At 66.7% G+C, this 22,318-nt stretch carries 22 protein-coding genes and 1 pseudogene; 14 read left to right on the top strand and 9 right to left on the bottom strand.

What is annotated here, in order from left to right; translation table 11 throughout:
* Nucleotides 1-60: 60 nt before the first annotated feature.
* The gene (locus KTR40_RS05260; RefSeq protein WP_228405513.1) at nucleotides 61-552 is read left to right on the top strand and encodes a hypothetical protein; all 492 of its coding nucleotides are present in this window, start codon (nucleotides 61-63) and stop codon (nucleotides 550-552) included.
* 3 nt (nucleotides 553-555) lie between these two features.
* On the opposite strand, the gene KTR40_RS05255 is transcribed toward KTR40_RS05260, so the two are convergent.
* Complete coding sequence (locus KTR40_RS05255; protein ID WP_228405512.1) at nucleotides 556-1,968, bottom strand: PLP-dependent aminotransferase family protein; 1,413 nt, start codon at nucleotides 1,966-1,968, stop codon at nucleotides 556-558.
* Here KTR40_RS05255 and KTR40_RS05250 point away from each other — a divergent pair.
* Both KTR40_RS05250 and KTR40_RS05245 read left to right on the top strand, forming a co-directional pair.
* Complete coding sequence (locus KTR40_RS05250; RefSeq protein WP_370633171.1) at nucleotides 1,967-2,956, top strand: DMT family transporter; 990 nt, start codon at nucleotides 1,967-1,969, stop codon at nucleotides 2,954-2,956. The genes KTR40_RS05255 and KTR40_RS05250 overlap by 2 nt on opposite strands.
* A gap of 4 nt (nucleotides 2,957-2,960) precedes the next feature.
* Entirely contained in the window at nucleotides 2,961-3,578 is a 618-nt protein-coding gene (locus tag KTR40_RS05245) for an FMN-binding negative transcriptional regulator (protein WP_228405511.1), read from the top strand.
* Between the two features lie 106 nt (nucleotides 3,579-3,684).
* Here KTR40_RS05245 and KTR40_RS05240 read toward each other — a convergent pair whose 3' ends face one another.
* The gene (locus tag KTR40_RS05240; RefSeq protein WP_228405510.1) at nucleotides 3,685-4,509 is read right to left on the bottom strand and encodes an SDR family NAD(P)-dependent oxidoreductase; all 825 of its coding nucleotides are present in this window, start codon (nucleotides 4,507-4,509) and stop codon (nucleotides 3,685-3,687) included.
* Between the two features lie 165 nt (nucleotides 4,510-4,674).
* Between KTR40_RS05240 and KTR40_RS05235 the strand changes: the two genes are divergently transcribed.
* The gene (locus KTR40_RS05235; protein ID WP_228405509.1) at nucleotides 4,675-5,061 is read left to right on the top strand and encodes a TfoX/Sxy family protein; all 387 of its coding nucleotides are present in this window, start codon (nucleotides 4,675-4,677) and stop codon (nucleotides 5,059-5,061) included.
* 115 nt (nucleotides 5,062-5,176) lie between these two features.
* The gene (locus KTR40_RS05230) at nucleotides 5,177-6,766 is read left to right on the top strand and encodes an alkaline phosphatase (protein ID WP_139028415.1); all 1,590 of its coding nucleotides are present in this window, start codon (nucleotides 5,177-5,179) and stop codon (nucleotides 6,764-6,766) included.
* A 66-nt stretch (nucleotides 6,767-6,832) separates the two neighbouring features.
* Here KTR40_RS05230 and KTR40_RS05225 read toward each other — a convergent pair whose 3' ends face one another.
* The 3 genes from KTR40_RS05225 to KTR40_RS05215 all read right to left on the bottom strand — a co-directional run bounded on the left by KTR40_RS05225 (nucleotide 6,833) and on the right by KTR40_RS05215 (nucleotide 9,822).
* Nucleotides 6,833-7,570, bottom strand: coding sequence for a hypothetical protein (locus tag KTR40_RS05225; protein ID WP_139028414.1), 738 nt, complete (start codon nucleotides 7,568-7,570; stop codon nucleotides 6,833-6,835).
* Between the two features lie 261 nt (nucleotides 7,571-7,831).
* On the bottom strand, nucleotides 7,832-9,235 hold the full coding sequence (locus KTR40_RS05220) for a GntP family permease (protein WP_139028413.1): 1,404 nt from the start codon (nucleotides 9,233-9,235) through the stop codon (nucleotides 7,832-7,834).
* 41 nt (nucleotides 9,236-9,276) lie between these two features.
* Nucleotides 9,277-9,822 carry a gluconokinase gene (locus KTR40_RS05215; protein ID WP_139028412.1) on the bottom strand — a complete coding sequence of 182 codons (546 nt, stop codon included), beginning with the start codon at nucleotides 9,820-9,822 and terminating at the stop codon, nucleotides 9,277-9,279.
* A gap of 189 nt (nucleotides 9,823-10,011) precedes the next feature.
* On the opposite strand from KTR40_RS05215, the gene KTR40_RS05210 reads away from it, so the two are divergent.
* Together KTR40_RS05210 and ctaD are read left to right on the top strand one after the other, a co-directional pair.
* The gene (locus tag KTR40_RS05210) at nucleotides 10,012-10,746 is read left to right on the top strand and encodes a FadR/GntR family transcriptional regulator (RefSeq protein ID WP_228405508.1); all 735 of its coding nucleotides are present in this window, start codon (nucleotides 10,012-10,014) and stop codon (nucleotides 10,744-10,746) included.
* Nucleotides 10,747-10,858: 112 nt separating this feature from the next.
* On the top strand, nucleotides 10,859-12,613 hold the full coding sequence (gene ctaD / locus KTR40_RS05205) for a cytochrome c oxidase subunit I (protein WP_139028410.1): 1,755 nt from the start codon (nucleotides 10,859-10,861) through the stop codon (nucleotides 12,611-12,613).
* Between the two features lie 33 nt (nucleotides 12,614-12,646).
* On the opposite strand, the gene KTR40_RS05200 is transcribed toward ctaD, so the two are convergent.
* The 3 genes from KTR40_RS05200 to KTR40_RS05195 form a co-directional block, all read right to left on the bottom strand.
* Complete coding sequence (locus tag KTR40_RS05200) at nucleotides 12,647-13,495, bottom strand: triacylglycerol lipase (protein WP_228405507.1); 849 nt, start codon at nucleotides 13,493-13,495, stop codon at nucleotides 12,647-12,649.
* A gap of 240 nt (nucleotides 13,496-13,735) precedes the next feature.
* Nucleotides 13,736-13,933 (bottom strand): hypothetical protein, encoded by a 198-nt coding sequence (locus KTR40_RS19100; protein WP_370633170.1) that lies wholly within the window; start codon nucleotides 13,931-13,933, stop codon nucleotides 13,736-13,738.
* Between the two features lie 88 nt (nucleotides 13,934-14,021).
* Entirely contained in the window at nucleotides 14,022-14,225 is a 204-nt protein-coding gene (locus KTR40_RS05195; protein ID WP_009372930.1) for a cold-shock protein, read from the bottom strand.
* Nucleotides 14,226-14,468: 243 nt separating this feature from the next.
* Here KTR40_RS05195 and KTR40_RS05190 point away from each other — a divergent pair, with 243 nt between their 5' ends.
* The 7 genes and pseudogenes from KTR40_RS05190 (at nucleotide 14,469) to KTR40_RS05160 (ending at nucleotide 19,685) form a co-directional block, all read left to right on the top strand.
* Entirely contained in the window at nucleotides 14,469-15,725 is a 1,257-nt protein-coding gene (locus KTR40_RS05190; protein WP_228405506.1) for an NAD(P)/FAD-dependent oxidoreductase, read from the top strand.
* A 52-nt stretch (nucleotides 15,726-15,777) separates the two neighbouring features.
* A complete protein-coding gene (locus KTR40_RS05185) occupies nucleotides 15,778-16,578 on the top strand; it encodes an alpha/beta fold hydrolase (protein WP_228405505.1) in 801 nt (266 codons plus the stop codon).
* A gap of 314 nt (nucleotides 16,579-16,892) precedes the next feature.
* Nucleotides 16,893-17,168: pseudogene (locus KTR40_RS19095) on the top strand (hypothetical protein); the annotation flags it as partial.
* Nucleotides 17,169-17,211: 43 nt separating this feature from the next.
* On the top strand, nucleotides 17,212-17,805 hold the full coding sequence (locus KTR40_RS05175) for a tellurite resistance/C4-dicarboxylate transporter family protein (protein ID WP_228405504.1): 594 nt from the start codon (nucleotides 17,212-17,214) through the stop codon (nucleotides 17,803-17,805).
* A 176-nt stretch (nucleotides 17,806-17,981) separates the two neighbouring features.
* Nucleotides 17,982-18,095 carry an SRPBCC family protein gene (locus KTR40_RS05170; RefSeq protein ID WP_228405503.1) on the top strand — a complete coding sequence of 38 codons (114 nt, stop codon included), beginning with the start codon at nucleotides 17,982-17,984 and terminating at the stop codon, nucleotides 18,093-18,095.
* Complete coding sequence (locus KTR40_RS05165; RefSeq protein WP_228405502.1) at nucleotides 18,092-18,886, top strand: SRPBCC family protein; 795 nt, start codon at nucleotides 18,092-18,094, stop codon at nucleotides 18,884-18,886. Before KTR40_RS05170 ends, KTR40_RS05165 begins: the two co-directional genes overlap by 4 nt.
* A 61-nt stretch (nucleotides 18,887-18,947) precedes the next feature.
* The gene (locus KTR40_RS05160) at nucleotides 18,948-19,685 is read left to right on the top strand and encodes a hypothetical protein (RefSeq protein ID WP_228405501.1); all 738 of its coding nucleotides are present in this window, start codon (nucleotides 18,948-18,950) and stop codon (nucleotides 19,683-19,685) included.
* On the opposite strand, the gene mgtA is transcribed toward KTR40_RS05160, so the two are convergent.
* Nucleotides 19,609-22,308 (bottom strand): magnesium-translocating P-type ATPase, encoded by a 2,700-nt coding sequence (mgtA, locus tag KTR40_RS05155; protein WP_228405500.1) that lies wholly within the window; start codon nucleotides 22,306-22,308, stop codon nucleotides 19,609-19,611. The genes KTR40_RS05160 and mgtA overlap by 77 nt on opposite strands.
* Nucleotides 22,309-22,318 lie beyond the last annotated feature (10 nt).

The raw sequence follows: 22,318 nt of genomic DNA, 5'->3' as shown, positions 1-22,318 counted from the left end.
GTTAAGTCCCCGGAGCCAGTCTTTAGTTGCCCAATGCGGTACTCCTGAAAGGAAGATCCAATGAAAACCACCATGACGCGCACGTTTGCCCCGGCCGCCCTTGCCGCGGCAGCGCTCCTCGCCCCGGCATCCGCCGCCGTTGGCGCGGCCGTCCCCGGCCCGATAGAAGGCACGTTCACACTCTCCTGCCCGGGCTTCAAGGTGGTGCTCAGCGCCGAAGGCAAGATCGGAGTCATCGGGCTGCCCGGCGACCGCGAAAAAATGATCTGGCCCGGCTTGAGCGTCACCGTCACAAACAAATCAGGAGAATCCGTCTCCTATACCGGCGCAGCCGGCGTAACCCACATCCAATACCTGGATGGTGGCGGCCAGTTCGTCACCGCGACCGGACCGAACCTCATCACCGTTCCACGGGCGAATGGACATCCTGTGGGGGTCTTCTTCACCACCGGCAACGTCAGCTGGACCCTTGACTCCAAGGGACGGGAAGTCGGGGACATGTTCTCCGGCAGCGGCACAGTGACCGACGTCTGCGCGGCACTGGCCGGCTGACTGCTAGCCCAGGTTCCGCTCCAGCGTCTGTCCGATGATCCGGGCGCCTTCAGGGAAGGCGCCCGGATTTGTCCCCGAGTAGTTGAGCCGGATGAAAGGACCCGCGGGTTCAGCCGGAAACCACTCGTCCCCCGGGGCGATGATGACGCCGTCGGCCTCGCAGTCCCGTGTCAGGCGCGCCAGGTCCGTCCCGTCAGGAAGCCGCAGCCACAGGTTGAGCCCGCCCTTCGGCACCTGCCCGATGTGTGCCTGCGGGACATGCTCACGCACGCTGGTGACCAGCAGGTCCCTCCGGGATTCAAGCTGGTGGCGGAGGCTGCGCAGGTGCGTCTGCCACCCTGGCTGCGTGACGACGTCGAGCGCTGCTGCCTGCAGCAGCCCGCTGACGTACATCGATTCGGCGGCCCGGTCCGCAAGGATGCGTTCCCGCGCCGGCCCGCGGGCAATGAGGGCTGCCACCCGGATGGCCGTGGACACACTCTTTGTCAGCGAGCGCAGGTAGATGACGTGCCCGGAATCGTCGCGGGAAGCCACGGGCACGGGGGTGGAGGTGATGCCAAAGTCATGTGCCCAGTCGTCCTCCACCAGGAACGCGCCCTTCGCCCGGAGCACGTCCAGGACCTCGTCGCGGCGTTCCGGACTCCATTGCGCGCCGGTTGGGTTTGCATAGTTGGGTTGCGCGTAGAAGACCCGGGCTCCCGACTCGTCAAAGGCGCGGGCAAGCTCCCCGGCACCCGGCCCTCCGGGACCACTGGGCACCGGGATCACACGGACGCCCGCCTGTGCAGCCGCGAGGATGGCGCCCCAGTAGGAGGGCGACTCCATCAGCAACGGCTGCCCCCTCCCCACCAGCGCACTGAAAATGGAGCTCAGCCCGCTCTGGCTGCCGGGGAGTACGACGACGTCGCTCGGGTTCGGCGGTGATATTCCGGCCGGCGTCGACGCGGCGAGCTCGTGGGCGAACCACGATTGCAGTTCCGGCAGGCCGGCCGCGGGCGGCCTGGACAGGGCCGCGTCGCCGCGGGCGGCGCGGGTAAGGGCTGCCCGCACCAGCCGCTCGGGCAGCAGCTCGCGGGCAGGGTAGCCGGAATGGAAGGTGATGGCGCCGAGCGGCACGTCCCGCATGGTGGACGAGGCCGGCGGCAGTGCCGCCAGCGGCGAGCGGAGTGCCGCCGTCTGCCAGCCGTAGTCGGACGGGCGCGCCATCCGGGCTGCCCGCACGAACGTCCCCACGCCCGGGCGGCTCTCAATCAGGCCTTGGGCCGTGAGGGCCTGCAGGGCCTTCTGGACAGTGACCGGGCTGGCCTGGTATTCGGCCACCAGGGTACGTGTGGAGGGCAGTTTCGCTCCAGGGGCGGCTGCGGACAGCCAGGATTTCAGATGCGCCACTATGCGCGAACTGCTATCGTTGTTCATGAGAGACAATAGTAGCGCTACTCCTTCTGTGCGCACACCGATACTGCGGCCGCAACCGTCCGGACTTTGGCTCGGCCTGGTTGGCGTGGCAGCGTTTTCGTTGACCGTCCCCTTTACCAAGATTGCCGTGGCAGGCCTGTCCCCGCTGTTCATCGGTTCCGGCAGGGCTGTCCTGGCGGCAATTCTGGCGGCGTCCGCCCTGGCGCTCAGCAGGCAACCGCTCCCCCGAGGGACGCAGTGGCTGCGCCTGGCAGTGGTGGCGGCCGGCGTCGTCATTGGCTTTCCGCTGCTAACGTCCTTTGCCCTCACCAGCACCCCCGCCAGCCATGGTGCCGTGGTCATCGCCCTGCTTCCGGCCGCAACAGCCACAGCCGCGGTACTGCGCGGACGGGAACGGCCGCAGCGCGCCTTCTGGCTGGCCACAAGCGCGGGTGCGGTGGCGGCGATTGGCTTCGCGGCCGTGCAGTCGGGAGGATTCGGGCAGCTGCATGCGGCGGACCTGCTGCTCCTTGGGTCAGTGGCGGCCGCCGCCATAGGTTACGCAGAGGGCGGCCTGCTGGCCCGCGAGCTCGGCGCGTGGCAGACCGTCTCCTGGGCGCTGGTTATGGCAGCGCCGCTGATGGTTTTCCTGGCAGCGGTTTCCGTAACCCAGCAGCCTCCGGTGGCCACCCCGGCGCAGTGGGCGGCGTTCGCCTACCTGGGCGTTGTGAGCATGTTCCTGGGCTTCTTCGCGTGGTACCGAGGACTGGCCATCGGCCCCATAGCCCGGGTCAGCCAGGTCCAGCTCATCCAGCCCGTGCTCACCATCTGCTGGGCCGCGCTCCTGCTGGGAGAGGCCCTCACCTGGTCCACGGTCCTCGGCGGCCTGGCTGTCATTCTGTGCGCTGGCGCTGCGGTCCGCGTCCGGCTCCGGCCAGCGCCCGCCCAGGCAGCCGCCGTCCCCGGGTCCGCCCTCTCCAGCCCCGTCCTCCAGCCAGCAAAGGATTAGCAGCATGTACGTTCCAGCCCACTTCGCCGCCAGCCCCGAAACAGTCAAGGCCCTGCTCACCCACCCGGGTTCGGCGAACCTGGTTACCATGACGCCGCAGGGCCTCCTCGCCACGCTCCTGCCCTTCGTTTACGATCCCGACGCCGGCGAGCAGGGCGCGCTGCAGGGGCACCTCGCGCGGAACAACACGCAGTGGTCCCAACCCGCCGTCGGGGAGGCGATGGCCATCATCCAGGGTGCGGACGCCTACATTTCGCCGTCCTGGTACGCGTCCAAGGCCGAGCACGGGCGCGTAGTCCCCACGTGGAACTACACCACCGCGCATGTGTATGGACGGCTGGTAATCCACGACGACCCCGCGTGGCTGGATCAGCAGGTCCGGCGCCTCACCGGGCTGCACGAGGCCGGCTTTGACCACCCTTGGGGCGTGGATGATGCGCCCGGCCGGTACATCGCCGGGCAGTTGCGGGCCATCGTGGGCGTCGAGCTGGTCATCACCCGGATCGAAGCCAAGGCAAAGCTGAGCCAGAACCGGCCCGGGGCCGACATTGACGGTGTGGTGGCAGGCCTGTCCGCGGCCGGACACGCGGCGGCGGCAGCAGATGTGCAGCAGGCGCGGTGACCAGATTGCGTGACTTACGGAGGCCGAAAGGGTTCCCTGGCCCGGAATGCGGCCGCCCGGGCAGCGAAGGCGGCTCAAAAGATACACATTCCGGCCCGGCACCACCCTAGGACGAAGCCTTCACCAGCTCCTCGCTGGCTTCCCACAGCCCCTGCGCCAGCCCGGCATCGTAGGCCTGGGGGTTGGCCTTGGCCAGGGCGCGCTTGTAGTAGTACGCGCCGGAGATCCAGTCCTTGCCCGCCGTGCCGTTGGCCAGCCAGAGCAGGGTGTCCGCACCCTCGTCCGGCGTCAGCATAAAGCGGTTCAGCAGCGTCTTGTAGACATGCCGCCACGGTGTTGTGGACTCTGCCGCGAAGTTGGTGCGGACCACGCCCGGGTGGAATGCCGCCGTCGTAATACCCCTGTCGCCGAAGCGGCGGTGGAGCTCGGAGGTGAAGAGAATGTTGGCCAGCTTGCCGGTGCCGTACGCACGGTTGGTGGAGTAGCTGTGTTCGGCGGTGAGGTCGAATAGGTCCAGCTTGCCGAAGTTGTTGGCTCCGCTGGAGGTGTTGATGACCTTGGCGTTGCTGGCAACCAGGGTGTCCATCAGCAGCGTGGTGAGCAGGAACGGCGCCAGGTGGTTGATCTGGAACGTGGACTCGTTGCCGTCCACCGTGAGGGTGCGCCTGCCCATGATGCCGCCCGCGTTGTTGGCCAGGACATCGATGCGCGGGTAGTCGGACTCCAGCTGGGCGGCGAGGGTGCGGACCTGCGCGAGTTCGGAGAAGTCGCTGACGAAGTAGTCTGCGTCCAGTTCTTTGGCAATGGTCCGGGTCTTCTCCGCCGAACGGCCGACGATGACCACCTGCTCCCCTGCCTTGGCCAGCGTCCGCGCGGCTGCTGCGCCGATGCCGTCGCTGGCGCCGGTGATCACGATGGTACGAGGAGTCAAGGGGTGTCCTTTGGTTGGGGGAAAGTCCCGCGCCCGGCCTGGGCGCGCTGCCTACCGGCACAACGACGGCGGGCGGCCGGGTGTTCCCCGGCGCGGACAACAGGGCATATCCTGCACGGACCAGCCATTACAGCAAACAGGCCATCACAGCCCAGGGGGAGAGCCATGGAGATGCCCAAAGCGTCAGACGCGGACAAGGAGCATTTCCGGTCCCTGGTGCCGGACGGCCCCGGCGTGGTGGTGAAGCCGATGTTCGGGAACCTGGGCGCGTTCGTCAACGGCAACATGTTCGCCGGGCTGTTCGGCCCCGCCATCGGCGTCAAGCTGTCCCCGGAAGACCGGGAGGAGCTGGAAAGCTCGGAGCGGACCGTCCCGTTTGGGCCGGCCGAGCGTCCCATGGGCGGCTATACCGGGCTGCCGGAGATGTGGAATGAGGAAGGCGACGGCGACGACGCCCGCGCCAGGGCGTGGATCCACAAGGCCTTCGAGTACGTGGCGGGGCTGCCCCCGAAGGAGCCGAAGGCCGCGAAAACCCGGGCGGCTGGCAAATAGCCAGTGGGCCGGTTCCAGCGCGAGCCTGGGCCCGAATCCGGCCATGACCAGCAGTTCACTTATGCTTCACTCAGGCAACAACCACCGTCCAACCGGGCTCCCTAGGGTCGGACGCATGGACAACATCTCGCGCAGATCCCTCATTTCCGCCGGCCTCGGGGCCGGCCTCGTCGCCGCCCTGCCAGGTGCCGCCGTCGCCACTTCCACCGCGGACGACGCCGGCCTCCGCACCGATCCCTTTATGCTCGGCATCGCGTCGGGCGAACCGTGGCCGGACGGCTTCGTAATCTGGACCCGCCTGGCGCTGGACCCCCTGGCCGAGGACGGCCTGGGCGGCATGCCCGCCCGCCAGGTCCCGGTGGCCTGGGAGGTGGCAGAGGACGAGGGCATGCGAACCGTAGTAGCCCGCGGCGTCGAACAGGCACGCATCGAAACCGCCCACTCAGTTCATGTGGAGCTGAAGGGCCTGAAGCCGGGCCGCGAATACTTCTACCGGTTCCGCAGCGGCCGCCACATCAGCGCAACCGGCCGCACGCTCACCGCCCCGGCGCTGCACGAGACGCCCGCGGCCCTGGCCATGGCGTTCGCGAGCTGCTCGCAGTACGAGCACGGTTACTTCACCGCCTACACGCGCCTCGCCGAGGACCACCCGGACCTGGTGCTGCACCTGGGTGACTACCTGTACGAGTACAAGAAGGACAGCTACGTGATCGGCGGCGGCAACCCGCGCGACCACCAGGGCCCCGAGACTGTGAGCCTCGCCGGCTACCGGCAGCGGCACGCCCAGTACAAGTCCGACGCCGACCTGCAGGCAGCGCACGCTATCGCGCCGTGGCTTGTGGTGTGGGATGACCACGAGGTGGACAACAACTGGGCGGACGAGGTCCCCGAGAACCGCGACCCCAACCAGATGAACGACACCACGGAGCGTTTCCGGCAGCGCCGCGCCGCTGCGTTCCAGGCGTACTACGAGAACATGCCGCTGCGCGCTTCCTCCGTTCCGGCCGGGTTCGACATGAAGATCTACCGGACCATCCAGTGGGGCCAGCTGGCCAACTTCCACATGATGGACACCCGGCAGTACCGTGACGACCAGCTCGCCGGCGACGGCTGGAAGAAGAACGTGGCCGAGCGCCTGGCCGAGAACCGCACCATCACCGGCGCGGAGCAGGAGAAGTGGCTGCTGGACGGGTTCAGGAACTCCACCCAGCGCTGGGACATCCTGGGCCAGCAGGTGTTCTTCGCCGAGCGTGACCGGGCCCAGGCCCTGGAGGTCGACGACGTCTCCATGGACGGCTGGGACGGCTACGCCTCCTCCCGCCGTCGCATCACCCAAGGCTGGGTGGACGCCAACGTGCGCAACGCCGTCGTGCTTACCGGCGACGTGCACCGCAACTGGGCGAACGACGTCAAGGTGGACTACAAGGACCCGGCCTCGCCTGTGGTGGGCTCGGAGCTGGTGTGCACGTCCATCACGTCCACCGGAAACGGCACCGGATCCACCACGGAGCCCACCATGGCGTGGAACCCGCACCTGAAGTTCTACAACGACAACCGCGGCTACGTGAACACACGCATCACCCGCGAGGCGATGACCGCGGACTTCCGGACGCTGGACTACGTCACGACGCCGGGCGCCCCCGTTTCAACGAAGGCCTCGTTTGCCATCCAGGACGGCGTTCCGGGGCTGCAGGCTCGCGGTTAGGCCCGAAAGCCCGTTCCAATGGAACGTCCGGCCGGCGCACCGGCCGGACGTTCCGTCGCTGGAAGGCTAGGGCTGGACAACACTCACGAGTTCTGACCGACTGCCTGTTTCCAGGTCCTCGGTAAGCACCAAGGCAGCGACTTGGGGGCAGTGGTACTTGTGCTCCCGCGCATTCTTTTCAAGCGGAGTCCAGTCGTACACCTTGACGCAGTCCGTGTAGGTGCCGGACTTCGTGGAGACAGTTTCGCCAACGGCGACGGTATCCCGCGTGTCCTCGGCATGACCCGCATAAAACTCCTGCTTGTAGGAGTCACCCACGCGCTGCTCCGCCTTCATCCAGATACCGGCCTTTGCCCCGTCCTTCCCGTGCAGGAAGCTGCCGGCATGGTTAACCAAAATCCCATTCCAGAAGTTGTTCACGTCCTCACCGAAATACCACACGTCGCCGTTTTTGTGCTGCGCCAGATAGTCTCGGGTTTCCTCCACAAGCTGCCCGTTCTTGTATTCCTTGTCCAGGTAGATCACCGTTTCAACACCCTCGACCATCTTGGTCTCCTGCAGGATTTCAATTTCGATCGTCTCGGTGACCTTTCCCTGTTGAACGGTTTCGTAGGTCAACTTCTTGCCGACCGGAAGGGCGAAGTATTTATTGGTGATTTGGGTGCTGAAATCTGCGGGGTTAATCTGCGGGGTGTACTCCGCGGCCCTGCTCCTCCTGGTGTTTTCGGTGATAAAGATTGTGGTGCCCACAGCTACCAGCAGCACAACGAGGACGGCTAGGAATATTTTGGTTGGTTGATTCATGACCTTTCCCACTCCTTCTGAGTAGAAATTCCTATTGGGGGTCAGAGCACCGTTGCTTGCCCATGGCCATAGGAGAAAGGTAGTGCAGTCCGTCGCCAACCTGAACCCCCTCGGCTACCCCTTTCCAAGGGGGCAGAACAGCCAAAGTCGGGTATTCGGGGCAACCCCTTAAAAGTAAGTAGCGCCAAGTGTCGTTTTGGGGGTTCAAAACGACACTTGGCGCTACCTAGTTGGGGAGGGGGGTGCCTTAAGTTGGGCAGGCTAACCCGCCAGGCCGGCCACCAGGAAGATTACGGCGGCGATGGCAAAGCCCATCACGCCGATAAGGGTTTCCATGACGGTCCAGGTCTTCAGCGTGGTCTTGACGTCCATGCCGAAGAAGCGGCCCACCAGCCAGAAGCCGGAGTCGTTCACGTGGGAAACCACCACGGAGCCGGCGGCCACGGCAATCACCAGGGCGGCCACCTGCATGCCGTTCAGCCCCGCCAGTGCGACAGCGGGAGCGATCAGGCCGGCAGTGGTGGTCAACGCCACGGTGGCCGAACCCTGGGCGATGCGGAGGATGGCGGAGATCAGGAAGCCGGCCAGGATGAGCGGAATGCCCAGGTCGCCCAGGACGTCGGCCAGGGCCTGGCCGATGCCGGAGGTGCGCAGGACGCCGCCGAACATGCCGCCGGCGCCGGTGATCAGGATGACCGAGCAGACAGGCCCCAGGGATGATTCGAGCAGCTTCTCAAGCGCCCCTGCGTCCTTGCCCCGCTTGGCGCCCAGCACGAACAGGGCCACAAGCACGGCGATCAGCAGCGCCACGGGGGTCTCGCCGAGGGTGCGCAGGACCTGGTACCACTGCTCGTTCTTAACACCTGCGGGCAGGACGTTGGAGGACGCCAGGGTGTTCAGGCCGGTGTTCATGAAGATCAGGACCAGCGGCAGGAGCAGCAGGCTCACGATGGTGCGGAAGCGCGGCGGGTGGGACTCGGCTTCGGCGGTGGCGTGGCCCAGGATTTCCGGCACGGGCAGGACCAGCTTCTTGCCGGTGTAGAGGCCGTACAGGTAGGCCGTGACGTACCAGGTGGGGATGGCGACAATGAGGCCGGCGATGGTCACCAGGCCGATGTTGGCGTCGAAGAATGCCGCCGCGGACACCGGACCCGGGTGCGGCGGCAGGAAGATGTGCATGACGGAGAACGCGCCGGCGGCGGGCAGGCCGTAGCGGAGCACTCCCCCGCCCAGGCGGTGTGCCACGGCGAAGACGACGGGCAGCATGACCACCAGGCCGGCGTCAAAGAAGATGGGGAAGCCGAAGATCAGCGAGGCCAGGCCCAGCGCGAACGGGGCGCGCTTTTCCCCGAAGACGCCGATGAGGTAGTCGGCCAGCACCTTGGCGCCGCCGCTGGTTTCCACGATGCGGCCGAGCATCGCGCCCAGGCCCACCAGGAGTGCCACCGTGCCGAGCGTGGTGCCGAAGCCGTTGATCAGCACCGGGACCACCTGGTTGGCGGGGATGCCGGTGGCGAAGGCAGTGGCGAGGCTGATCAGGATCAGCGCGATCAGGGCGTGCATGCGCAGCTTGATGATCAGGAACAGCAGGACGAGGATCGCTGCCGCGGCGATGAGCAGCAGCGGGCCTGCGCCCAGTGTTTGGGTCCATCCTTCGATGGTCATGGTTCTCCTTTGAAGCAGGATTTGTTGGGGATCAGGGGCGGTCAGGACGCGCGGGGCGCCTGGCCGGAGGAAAGGTTGAGGGCCCGCACGACCGCGGCGACCAGCTGTTCGGGTGACTGCGAGATGTCGAGGCGGAGACTGCCGGCGTCGAGCTCTTCCTGGCTGAGCGCCTCGAGGGTGGCCAGCTGGCTGGGCAGCAGGGCGGGCGGCATGAAGTGGCCTTCGCGGCCCTGCATCCGCTCGCTGATCAGGTCCGCACCGCCGTCGAGGTGGAGGAAGATGACGCGGCCCTCCGCTTCGGACAGGAGCTGGCGGTAGCTTTTCTTCAGTGCCGAGCAGGTGATCACGGTGCTGCAGCCGGCCTGGGCCTGGCCGGTCATCCAGGCGCGGATTTCCTGGAGCCAGGGCCAGCGGTCCTCGTCCTGCAGCGGAATGCCCTCTGTCATCTTGGCGATGTTGGCGGCCGGATGGAACTCGTCCGCCTCGGCGCAGGCCCAGCCCAGCTGGCGGGACAAGCCGGCCGCAAGGGTGGTTTTGCCGGACCCGGCTACGCCCATGACCACAAGATGCGTGGGGGGATTCTGCATGTTCATACCTCCGGGGAAGACGTCTTTGGCTTTCGAAGAAGCTCGCTGCGTGCCCGTTCTTGCGTGGGCTACGCCATAAGGTATCACCTTTGGTGACAATAAATACTATCTTTGCGTGTCACAGGTCATATCTTTGGCGTTTCGTTCGCTATTCTGGAGATGCGCTTCTGCGCGGAGAGAGGCGGAAAGATGTCGACGGCGACAGTTGAGGGTGCGGATGAGGCGCACGACGGCGGGGCCTCCCCCGCGATGCATGAGCGCGTTCTGGAGGCGGTCGGCGTCGCCATCGCCTCCGCCAAGCTGGCCCCGGGCAGCAGGCTCACCCTGGAAGGCCTGCAGCACGAGTACGGAATTTCCCGGACCGTTGCGCGGGACACCATGAAGGTCCTGGAGTCGATGAACCTGGTCTATTCGAGGCGCCGGGTGGGCATCGTGGTGCAGGAGCGCCGGCTCTGGAATGTCTTCGATCCCAAACTGGTGCGCTGGCGCCTGGCCTCGGACCGGCGCGACGCCCAGTACAGCAGCCTCACGGAGCTGCGCATCGCCGTCGAACCCATTGCCGCCGCAGGCGCCGCCAGGCGCGCCAGTGCAGCGGAACGCGCACAGCTCGTTGCCCTGGCGGCGGAGCTCCGGCGGCTGGGTGAGGCCGGCGACCTGCAGGGGTTCCTGGCGGCCGATATCGAGTTCCACCAACTGTTGCTGCGGAGCTGCGGAAATGAGATGTTCCGGGCGCTGGAGGGCATGGTGGCGGAGGTGCTCACCAGCCGCACCCAGCAGGGGCTGATGCCGTTCAAGCCTCGGAACGAGGCGCTGCAGGCGCATGAGGACGTGGCTGCAGCCGTGGCAGGCGGGGACACCGCGGTGGCGGAATCAGGGATGCACCACATTTTGGACGAGGTCCGGAACGCGATGGGGCTGCACTAGCCCCGGCGGCCCAACAAAGCACTTCCCGGACACCGCGATCCTGAGTAGCCTTCAAAGTAGGGCTCAGGCAAGGGGCCTCCAGCGCCATCCAGGAGATCTGCGAGGTGGAACGATGACCACGACCGGACGTTCAGGTGAAGGGCTCGCCGCTACCGCTGCGCCGGCCGTGGTACCCCGCCGCAAGGGCAGCATCGTGGTCAACTGGCTCACCACCACGGACCACAAGACGATCGGGTACATGTACCTGATCACGTCCTTCGCGTTCTTCTGCATGGGCGGGGTCATGGCGCTGCTCATCCGGGCCGAACTGTTCGAGCCGGGCATGCAGATCCTGCAGACCAAGGAGCAGTACAACCAGCTGTTCACCATGCACGGCATCATCATGCTGCTGATGTTCGCCACCCCCTTGTTCGCGGGCTTCGCGAACGTGATCATGCCATTGCAGATCGGCGCGCCGGACGTCGCGTTCCCGCGCCTGAACGCGCTGGCGTTCTGGTTCTTCCTGTTCGGTTCCACCATCGCCGTTTCCGGCTTCATCACCCCGCAGGGCGCGGCGTCGTTCGGCTGGTTCGCCTACGCCCCGCTCTCCGATACAACCTTCAGTCCCGGCCTTGGCGGGGACCTGTGGGTCTTTGGCCTGGCACTGTCCGGCTTCGGCACCATCCTCGGTGCCGTCAACTTCATCACCACCATCATCTGCATGCGCGCCCCGGGCCTCACCATGTGGCGGATGCCGATCTTCACCTGGAACACCCTGGTCACGGCCATCCTGATCATCATGGCCTTCCCGCCGCTGGCGGCGGCACTGTTCGCCCTCGGCGCAGACCGCCGCTTCGGAGCCCACATCTACGATCCCGAAAACGGCGGCGCCATCCTCTGGCAGCACCTGTTCTGGTTCTTCGGCCACCCCGAGGTGTACATCATCGCGCTGCCGTTCTTCGGCATCGTCTCGGAGATCTTCCCGGTCTTCAGCCGCAAGCCGATCTTCGGGTACAAGGGCCTGGTCTACGCAACGATCGCCATCGCCGCGCTCTCCATGACGGTGTGGGCCCACCACATGTACGTCACCGGCGCCGTGCTCCTGCCGTTCTTCGCCTTCATGACCATGCTCATCGCGGTCCCCACCGGCGTGAAGTTCTTCAACTGGATCGGCACTATGTGGGGCGGCTCGCTGACCTTCGAGACTCCGATGCTCTGGAGCATCGGCTTCATGATCACGTTCCTGTTCGGCGGCCTGACCGGCATCATCCTGGCCTCCCCGCCGCTGGACTTCCACGTGTCCGATTCCTACTTTGTGGTGGCGCACTTCCACTACGTGGTGTTCGGCACCGTGGTGTTTGCCATGTTCGCCGGGTTCTACTTCTGGTGGCCCAAGTTCACCGGCACCATGCTCAATGAACGCCTGGGCAAGATCCACTTCTGGATGCTGCTCCTGGGCTTCCACGGGACGTTCCTCATCCAGCACTGGCTGGGCGTCGAGGGCATGCCCCGCCGGTACGCGGACTACCTCGTGGAGGACAACTTCACCTGGATGAACCAGTTCTCCACCATCAGTTCCTTCCTGCTGGGCGCCTCCCTGATCCCGTTCTTCTGGAACGTCTACATCACCTGGCGGGCCGGGAAGAAGGTCACCGTGGACGATCCGTGGGGCTTCGGCGCCTCACTGGAATGGGCCACGTCCTGCCCGCCGCCGCGGCACAACTTCACCTCGCTGCCTCGGATCCGCTCGGAGCGGCCGGCCCTGGACCTGCACCACCCCGAGATCCGGGTCCGCGAACACGAACCGGTCCACAGCACCGCAGCGGCTGCCCTGGGTGCCGCCGACATCGGCGAAAAGGACGTCCGGGAACCGAACCCGGACAAGTAGCGGGCCGGCGGGGCCTGCGTTCGTGGCTCCGGGCTAGATGCAGCGGGGCTGGTAGGCCGGGTCCGCCGGCCCGGAAGTCCTGCCCAGTGCATGGGCAACTATCTGGTGGACCACGGGGTCGTTCGGCGTCTGGTCGTGCTCAAACACATCCGCCGGGCACTTGTCCTGGATGGTGATGTTGGTGACCTGCCGCGCCGGGCCGGAGAGGAACTGGCTGTTGTAGGGAATCACCACTTCGTCGTAGACGGTGGAGATCACGGTGTAGGACGGCCCGGCCACGGTGTCTCCGATGGAGTTGAGTTCCTGCATGAACGGCGAGCCTGCCTGCTGGTCGGCGCAGGCAGCACAGCCCAGGGCCATGAAGTCCGGGGCCCCTACAGCGTCCGGCGGAGGAAGGATGACGCCTTCGGTGCCGTGGTTCGAGGGGGCAATTCCAACGAGCTGGTTGACGTTTTTCGCACCGCCCAGGAAGCCCATGTAGTAGCGGGGCATCATGCCGCCCTGGCTGTGGCCTACCAGGTCCACCTTCCTGGCACCGGTGGCTGCGCGGACCGCGTCCACGAACGGGGCGAGTTCCTGCGCGGAGTCGGCCACCGGCCCGGTGGCGTAGACGCCGTTCGTCTCGCCGTAGTTGAGTGCGAAGACGCAGTAGCCGGCGCTCTTGAGGTACGGCGAGAGGGTGGACCAGTTCTTGGCCATGCTTTCAAAGGTCCCCGGAACCAGGATGACCGGATAGGGGTGTTCGGCGGACGGCTTGCAGGACCAGTCGTTGGCGCCCGGCGGGGAAATTTCGACGACGTCCGCCTGCGCGGGTGCCGCGGTGAGGGAGCCGGCCAGGACGGCCGCCGCGGCCAGGGACAGTGCCTTTGTGAGCAGTGACATGGAAACCTCTTCGTTTGCGAGTCAGCGGGTGGGCGGGGCCTGAACCGGAGCCTGCGCTGCGGCCCGGTTCCCGCCCGGGGCCCTTCAAATGCTAGGCAAAACAGGACAGTGGCGGCCGGTTCTGCACGGACGTGCAGCCAATAAAGCCCGATCCCCCAGACCTGCGCCGCGGCCGGGTCCCGGGGCGCTTGCATCGTTGTTACTGGTCAGTAGTGTTTTCGCGCCTGGACCGGCGGCGCATCACCGTTCAGGCCCCGTGCACATTCGTTCACGGCAGCGGCGGTCCTCCCAGCCGAAGGCCGCCTGCACGGCGAGATGAAACTCCTCCACTGTCAGGGCAGCGGGAACCGACAGGTGGCGCCAGGTCTCTGGTTCGCTGTCCTCAATGCTGATGCGGAGTGCAAAGGCGGGAACGGCTCCGGCGGATTCCGGTGGCACACCCGGGTTAACCAAAAGCAGGGCCGGTCAGTGACCGGCCCTGCTTTTTCAAAATTCGAAACCCGAAGGCCCCAGATTCCCTAATGAATTAGAGGGCCTGGATGTTGGTGGCCTGGGGACCCTTGGGGCCCTGCTCGGTGTCGAAGGAAACCTTCTGGTTCTCTTCGAGGGAGCGGAAGCCGTTGGAGTTGATCGCAGAGTAGTGTGCGAACACGTCCTGTGAGGAGTCATCGGGGGAAATGAAGCCGAAGCCCTTTTCAGCGTTAAACCATTTGACGGTACCAGTAGCCATTATTTTTGTCCTTCGTGAAGGTAGAGGGAAAATCCCGACTTTCGGGCCCTCCGGCGTGGGGTGTTCAAAACCGCTACTTCAGAAGAACGCGGACTTTCGACCGCGCGTACTGCCTGAACTACCAACTGCATAAACACAACAACAGGATCAACACTACAGGAGATTTGGAGCAGCACTTACCACGGGGGCGCAGGAGGCATATCCTGCGAACATTCACACCCGTCCCGAGCACCGGGAGAAACCATGGACACGGCACAGAGCATCAACACCCTGGTGATCGGGGCCGGGCAGGCCGGCCTGGCCACGAGCTACTGGCTTACCCGGCACGGCGTGGAGCACCAGGTGCTGGAGCGGCGGGAGGACCTGGGCGGGGCATGGCAGGACCGGTGGGACTCGTTCTACCTGAACACGCCCAACTTCTCATTCATGCTTCCGGCGCTGACCTACGACGGCCCCGAGCCGGACGCGTTCCTGCCGCGCGACGCCGTCATTGACCTGTTCCGCGATTATGCGCCGCGGATCTCGGCGCCGGTGCGTTTGGGCACTGAGGTTACGCGGATGCGCCGGGCCAACGGCGGATTCAGCGTGGAAACCACGGGCGGCCGGTTCGCGGCACAGAAGGTTGTGCTGGCGAACGGTGCCTTCCAGCTGCCGCGCATCCCAGCAGCGTCGGCCGGGCTTTCCCCGCATGTGTTCCAGCTGCACAGCCACGGGTACCGCAACCCGCAGCAGCTGCCGGACGGCGCAGTGCTGGTGGTGGGCACCGGCCAATCCGGCGGGCAGATCACCGAGGACCTGCTGGCCGCCGGCCGTGAAGTCCACCTGGCGGTTTCAAGCCGCCCCGAGGCGCCGCGCCGGTACCGCGGCCAGGACGTCTTCCACTGGATCCTCCAGGTCAACCTCCACGGCCCTGAGTACGGCATCAACGGTTTCCAGGTGGAGCAGCTCCCCTCCCCCGCGGCACGTTTTATGTGCAATCCGCTGGTTTCCGGGAACGATGGCGGGCACAGCATCCGCGTGCGGGAACTGGGCCGCCGCGGCGTCCGGCTGCATGGCCGCTTTGAGGGAACCGACGACGGCGTCCTCACCTTCAGCGACGACCTCCCCGAACGCCTGGCGATGGTTGAGGCAGGGTTCGGCCAGCGCCTGAAGCTGATGGCGGACGCCTACATTGCGGCGGCCGGCATTGATGCCCCGCCGCCGGAGACACCGACAGCCGACGCCTGGCTGCCCGCGGAGTCCGGCGCGCGGCTGGACCTGGACGCGGAGGGCATCACATCGGTCATCTGGGCCACCGGATACGGCCTGGACTTCAGCTTCCTGGACATTCCGGTGCTGGACGGGTGGGACTACCCCCGGCACTCCCGGGGCGTCACGGAGGTCACCGGCCTGTACGCCGTCGGGCTGCCCTGGCTGACGAGGCACGCCTCGGCCACCTTGGCGCTGGTGGGTGACGACGCCAAATTCGTGGCCGGGCACATCACCGGCCTGGGAAGCTGACACCGGGAAACGCCCCCTTGCCAACGCCCGGCCCCGGCGTAGGGTTTTTTCCATGAAACCGATTCGGGTCATCCTGCTTCCGGGCTCCGTCCTTCCCGCCGAACTGGCGTACGGCGCGCTGATTGAAGCCCTGGGGCCCGACGTGCAGGCGGTTGCCAAGGACCTGGAGCTCTACGCGGACGACGAGCCGCCGCCCGGCTGGAGCCTGGACACCGAGGTCGAGGGCGTGCTGCGGGAGGCTGACGCCCGCGGGTGGGAGACATTCCACCTTGTTGGCTACTCCGGCGGCGGCGCGGCCGCGCTGGCTTTCGCGGCCAAGCACCCGGACAGGCTGCTCAGCCTGGCCCTCCTTGAACCTGCCTGGGCCGGGAACTGGGACTGGAGCCCCGCCCACGCCGAACTCTGGAAGCAGTACGAGCCGCTGGATGCTCTTCCGCCCGAGCAGTTCATGCCCGCCTTCATGAGGCTGGGAGTCAGGCCCGACGTCGTCCTTCCGCCGCCGCCACCGGGTCCCCCGCCGCCGTGGATGGCCAAGCGGCCCGCAGGGATCAAGGCGTTCCTGCGGACCTTCAGGACGTACAACCTGGACAGGGCACGTTTGGCTGCCTTTCAACCGCCCGTGTTCTACGCCCTGGGCGCACTGAGCAACCCGGATGAATATGGCGAGATTGCGAGCCGGCTGGCGAGGGTCTTCTTCCCTGACTTCCACTTGGAGGTGTTCCCCAAGCGCCACCACTTCGACCCTCCGCACCGGATTGAGCCCCAGCGGCTGGCCGAACTGCTGCGCCGGCACTGGGAGCAGGCGGAAAACGATGCCAGCACGGCAGAAACCGTGGACGACCTCCGCGGCTGACCGGTGATTGTCAGTGGCGACGTGCAGCTTAGGCGGGACGGGAATTTAGCACCGCTGCCATCTCCTTGTTCATGAAGGCATTCACCGGCCCCAACCAGCGGGACGCTGGTGGATGAGGCCACCCTGCCGGCCCACCGGGAGGTGTGGGGCAGCAAGCCGTCGCCGTCCGCTGCGGCGCTCGGGCGCCTGTCCGGTGAAGAGGTCTAGCTGTATGACGCATTCCGCCATGACGTGCACGGTTCCTCCGTTCGGCTGGAGCAGGAACTGACCAGCTGGCACTGGGCGCTGGACCGTTTTTTCGGTGCCTGAAGCTCATGAATGCGGGAACCGGCAGCCCTAAGCTTGGTGCCATGAACACGGCCATCGGTGTCCCCAGGTCTTTCGGTTCCCGTGTCCTGGACGCCGTCAGGACCCTCACGCCCGGGTACTTCGCGCTCACCATGGCCAGCGGGATCATCTCCGTGGGGCTGGAACTGGAAGGCTTCCACGCACTCTCCGCCGCACTCCTGGTGGTCTGCGCATCCTCCTACGCTGTGATCCTGCTGCTCAGCCTGGTGCGCCTCGCCAGGTATCCGGCGGACATGCGGCGGGATTTCATGGACCCCGCCCGCGCATTCGGCTTCTTCACCTTTATTGCCGGGACCAACGTGCTGGGCGTGCGTCTGGGATGGCAGGCTGGACGGGCGCGCCGCCCTGGCGCTGACCGCCGTCGTCGCCTGGTCAGTGGGGCTCATCCTGTACGCCGCGGTGGGAATCTTCGTTTCGCTGCGGCTCATGACCTACCCCATCCGGCCGGAGGACCTCCGCCCGCAGTACTTCGTATCAATGGGCGCCATGGCCATCAGCGTCCTCGCCGGGGCGCGGATCGTCGAGATGGCCGGGGCGCCCATGGTCGATGCGACGCGGGGACTCGTTGCAGGATCCTCCGTAGTGTTCTGGGCCTTCGCGTCGTGGCTGTTCCCGGTGCTCCTTGCCGCAGGGTGGTGGCGGCACGTGATCCACCGCGTGCCGCTCTCCTTCGAGCCCGGCCTCTGGAGCGTCATCTTTCCCCTCGGCATGTATGCAGTAGCCGGCATCTATCTGGGCCAGGCAGACCATCTCCCCCTGGTCGCTGCGATCGGCCGCACCGAGCTGTGGCTGGCCCTGGCCGCGTTCCTGGTCACCTTCGCCGGAATGCTGTGGCACCTGTGGGCAACACTGGTGCAGTCCCGGGACCGCCGGTCCTAATGTCCTCGCAGGGAGTAATCCGGGTGATCCGGTCCACCCCGCGGGAGGGAGCGGCCCGGTAACTGCGGCGGAAGCATGCGGGCCTGCTGGGACCTTTTCCTCTGTTTCCGTTGCTCCGTTGGGACTGCACTGGAACCAGGAGCTGAGATGCACGCTCCTGCCCGAGAGGAGATGAAATGAGCAAGAACGTCGTTCGGAGCACCACGATCAACGTCCCGGTGGAAAGGGTGTTCTCCTTCCTGAGCGACCCCACGAACTGGATGACCGCCATGCCGGCGAGTCCGAAGTGACTCACCTCGACGTCAAGCCCGACGGCGTGGGCACCTCCGCGCGGTGGTCTGCCAACATGTGGGGCATCCACATGGGCGTGACCCACGAGTACCGGGAGGTGGTTCCCAACAAGCAGATCGTCTCCAAGGCGTCCGTGGGACCTGTGCTCACGTTCTCCCTGGAACCGGCCAACGGCGGCACGGAGCTGACCGTCGAGGAGCACCTGGACATCCCCGCGCCCGTCGTCCGGGTGCCGGTCCAGGCCATCTTCGCCCGGATCACCGAAAACGACGTCCAGGGCATGGTGGCCAACATCAAGAGCCTGCTGGAGACCGGGGAGAAGACAGCCCCTGAGCCCGGCGAGAAAAAGTTCACCCAGATGCTGACCTGGTCGGATGGGATCACCATCGCCGCGCCGGTGCAGGAGGTCTTTGACCTGGTCAAGGATCCTCGGGTCTGGCTGGGCCAGGACGTCCAGGTCTCCGACCTGAAAACCACGCCGGAGGGTGTGGGGACCACCTTCCAGGTTGCGTGGAAGGTCCTCGGCATCCCCCTTAAGACGACGCACGAGTACACCGAGTTCGTCCCAAACCAGTACTTCACGTCAAAGGCGGCCCTGGGTCCGGTGTTCAAGGTGGAGGTGGCTCCGGAGAACGGCGGAACCCGGCTGCACATGCGCTCAGATGTTGTCCCCCGGAACATGGCGGAGGCCGCGGTTGACTCGCTGGTCATCAAGATGTCCGAGCGCAGCCAGGCGGAACTCCTTGCCAGCATCAAGGCGTCGGCCGAAGCCCGCCCGGGTTCACGCTGAAACCTGGGCGACGGCGCGCTGCTGGGAAGTGGCCACTGGGCAGTAGGTGGAAGGCTGTGGGATGAAAGACCGCACGGCAATAGCGGTGCTCACCGGGTCATTTGTGCTCAAGCTTGCGTACCTCCTGTGGCGTCCGGCCATGCTGCGGTGGGGCACCCAGGGCGAGGAAGCGGTTGAGCCCCTGCCCGGGGATGACCGGGTGCCCCGCCCGGCGTTCCAGAGCACCCGGGCCATCACCATCGAGGCCCCGCCGGAGCAGGTGTGGCCCTGGATCGTGCAAATGGGGATCTACCGCGCCGGGTTCTACAGCCACGACCTCGTGGAACGGGCCATGGTCCGTGCCCGGTACGTCGAAGGCAAGCACTCGGCTGCGCGCATCCACCCGGAACTGCAGGATCTCAAGGTAGGCGACCAGGTGCCCTACGGCGGTGGCGCCTACGCAACCGTGACGGAGATCGAGCCCAACCGGCACCTCGTCGCGGGAGAGACGTTCGTGCTGCGGCCCCTCCCCAACAACTGCACCCGCCTCATCGTCCGGTACCGGGGAACGGGGTACATCGGTGCCGCGCTCCAGGGCGCCGCGCCCGACGCCCCTGCGCTGACCAGGGCTGCCGCGTCGGCCGTGCGGCAGGTGCCCGGCGCGCTGCTGCTGGCCCGCGCCGTCGACATGTTCATCGGCGACCCGCTGCACCACTACATGGAGGTGGGGATGCTGCGCGGCATCAAGCAGCGGGCGGAAGGGAAGTACGGCGACGGCGGCGGCGCACCTCGAGCGGGCGCACCCTCACCGGTGCACTGAACCGGAAGGCGCGGCGGGAGAGGTGGTGCGTGTCCGGACGACGGCGGACGGTCACCGGCCCGGCAGGCAGCAGCTGGGCGCTGCGGGAGAAGAACCAGTGCTTGGCGAACTCCACCAGGACCAGGTAGACCACGATCATGCCGAGCAGGGCCAGGAAGAACGGGACCGGCAGCGGGTCGAAGCCCAGCACCCCTGCCAGCGGTGAGAGCGGGAGGAAGATGCCCAACGCCACCACGCCCAGGGATGCCCCGAGCAGCCCGGCGGAAGGGCGGCTGCGCAGGAACGGCACGCGCCGGGTCCGGATCGCGAAAATGATGAGTGTCTGGGTGGCGATGGATTCGATGAACCACCCCGCCCGGAACTCCCCCGGCACGGCATCGAACACCACCAGCATCAGGGCGAAGGTGGCGAAGTCGAAGAGCGAGCTGATGGGTCCGAAGAGCAGCATGAAGCGCCGGATGAACCCGATGTTCCAGTGGGACGGCGCGCGCAGCTGTTCCTTGTCCACCCGGTCCCCCGGGATGGCCAGCTGGCCGGTGTCGTAGAGCAGGTTGTTGAGCAGGATCTGGCCCGGCAGCATGGGCAGGAAGCTCAGCACCACGGATGCCGTGGCGGCGCTGAACATGTTGCCGAAGTTGCTGGACGTGCCCATCAGCACGTACTTGATGGTGTTGGCGAAGATCCGGCGGCCTTCCCGGACGCCTTCAGCCAGGACGCCGAGGTCCTTGTCCAGGAGCACGACGTCGGCGGCGTCCTTGGCCACGTCCGTGGCGCTGTCAACGGAAATGCCGATGTCCGCCTTGTGCAGGGCAAGGGCATCGTTGACGCCGTCCCCCATAAAGCCCACGGACCCGCCGCTTTGCCGCAGCAGCGTGATGATCCTCGCCTTCTGCTCGGGCGAAACGCGGGCGAAGATGGTGGCCCGGCCGGCGGCGGCAGCGAGTTCGTCGTCGGAGAGCGCATCGATATCGGCGCCGGACAACGTCCCCCCGGACTTCACGTCCAGGTCCGCGCAGACCTTTTCTGCAACCTTCGCGTTGTCCCCGGTGGCGATCTTCACCGTGATCCCCAGCTCCTCCAGCCGGTCCAGGGATTCCCTGGCGTTGGCCTTGGGCCGGTCCAGGAATACCAGGAATCCGGCAAGAGCCAGGCCGCGCTCGTCGCCGGGAGTGAGCTGGGCCAGCCCGGCAGCCGGGCGCGCGGCCACCGCCACAACCCGCGCACCGGCGTCGAACTGTTCCTCCAGCATGGCCCGCACCGGAGGCGGAGTGGGGCCGCACAATGCCAGGACGTCCTCCGGCGCGCCTTTGGTGACCAGGCGGGCGGGCCCGCCGTCCTCCCGGACCAGGACGGTGGTGCGGCGGCGCCGGTGGTCGAACGCCACCAGGTCAACCCGCTCGAAGCGTCCCGGGTCAAACCCCGCCGCGCCGCGGCTGTCCCAGAGTGCGGCGTCCAGCGGGTTCTGCCCCGCGGAGGACAGCTTGGCCTCGGTATAGTCCGCCTCGGTGGCCAGCAGGCCCAAGGTGACCAGGCCGGCGTCGGACACGTCCGGCGCGGCGGGAAGCGCGCCCGTGAAGCTGATCCGCCCCTCCGTGAGCGTCCCGGTCTTGTCCGTGACGAGGATGTCCATGTCCCCCAGGTCCTCGATGCAGACCAGCCGCTTCACCAGCACCTTCCGCTTCGCCAGCTGGCGGGTGCCGATGGCCAGGCTGGTGCTGACGACGGCGGGGAGCAGCTGGGGCGTGATGCCCACCGCGATGGCCAGGGAGAACAGCAGCGATTCGATGAGCGGGCGCTGCAGCAGCAGGTTGGCGATGAAGATCAGCGTGGTGAGCACCACGGCAACCTGCAGCAGCAGGAACGAGAACCGTTTGAGCCCCAGCTGGAACTCGGTCTGCGGCTGCCGCTCGCCCAGGCCCAGCGCTATCCGCCCGAATTCGGTGCGGCCGCCCGTGGCCACCACCACCCCTGTGCCGGCGCCGGACTGGATGACGGTGCCCATGAACGCGCAGGAGGCGAGGTCTCCCAGGGCCGCGCCGGCCGCCACCGGCCCAGGGTCCTTGGCAGCGGGCAGGGACTCCCCCGTCAGGATGCTCTCGTCGCAGAGGAGGTCGTTGGCCTCCAGCAGCCGGATGTCCGCCGGGATGATGGCACCGAGGGAAAGATGGACGACGTCGCCAGGCACCAGGGCGGTGACGTCCACTTCACTGGTGGTTCCGCCGCGCAGCACCACGGCCCGGTGGGTGACCCGGGAGTGCAAAGCCTCGGACGCACGCTCGGCGCGGAACTCGTTGGTGAAGCCAAGCCCCACGCTGACCATCAGGATCACGCCGATCACCACAGAGTTGGTGGCATCGGCCAGGACGAGGGACAGGGCGGCCGTGACGATCAGCAGGATCAGGATGGGACTGGCGAACTGCCTGCCCAGCACGGCCCAGATGTTGGCGCGGTGGGTGCGGACGGCATTGGGCCCGAGGGCAGCGAGCCGGGCAGCCGCTTCCGGGACGGACAGCCCCTCCGGGCTGGAGCCCAAGTGCTGCAGCACCTGCTCGGCAGGCTGGGACGCGGCGGTGGCGATCGGCAGGTGGAGGAAGCCCCGCTCCTTGACGTTGAGGTCAGCCATGCGCTCGGCG

It is taken from the genome of Pseudarthrobacter sp. L1SW, assembly GCF_020809045.1.
Classification (GTDB): Bacteria; Actinomycetota; Actinomycetes; order Actinomycetales; family Micrococcaceae; genus Arthrobacter.
Note: the sequence above shows the minus strand (reverse complement) of the source record. Positions and strands in the feature narration are given on the sequence as shown.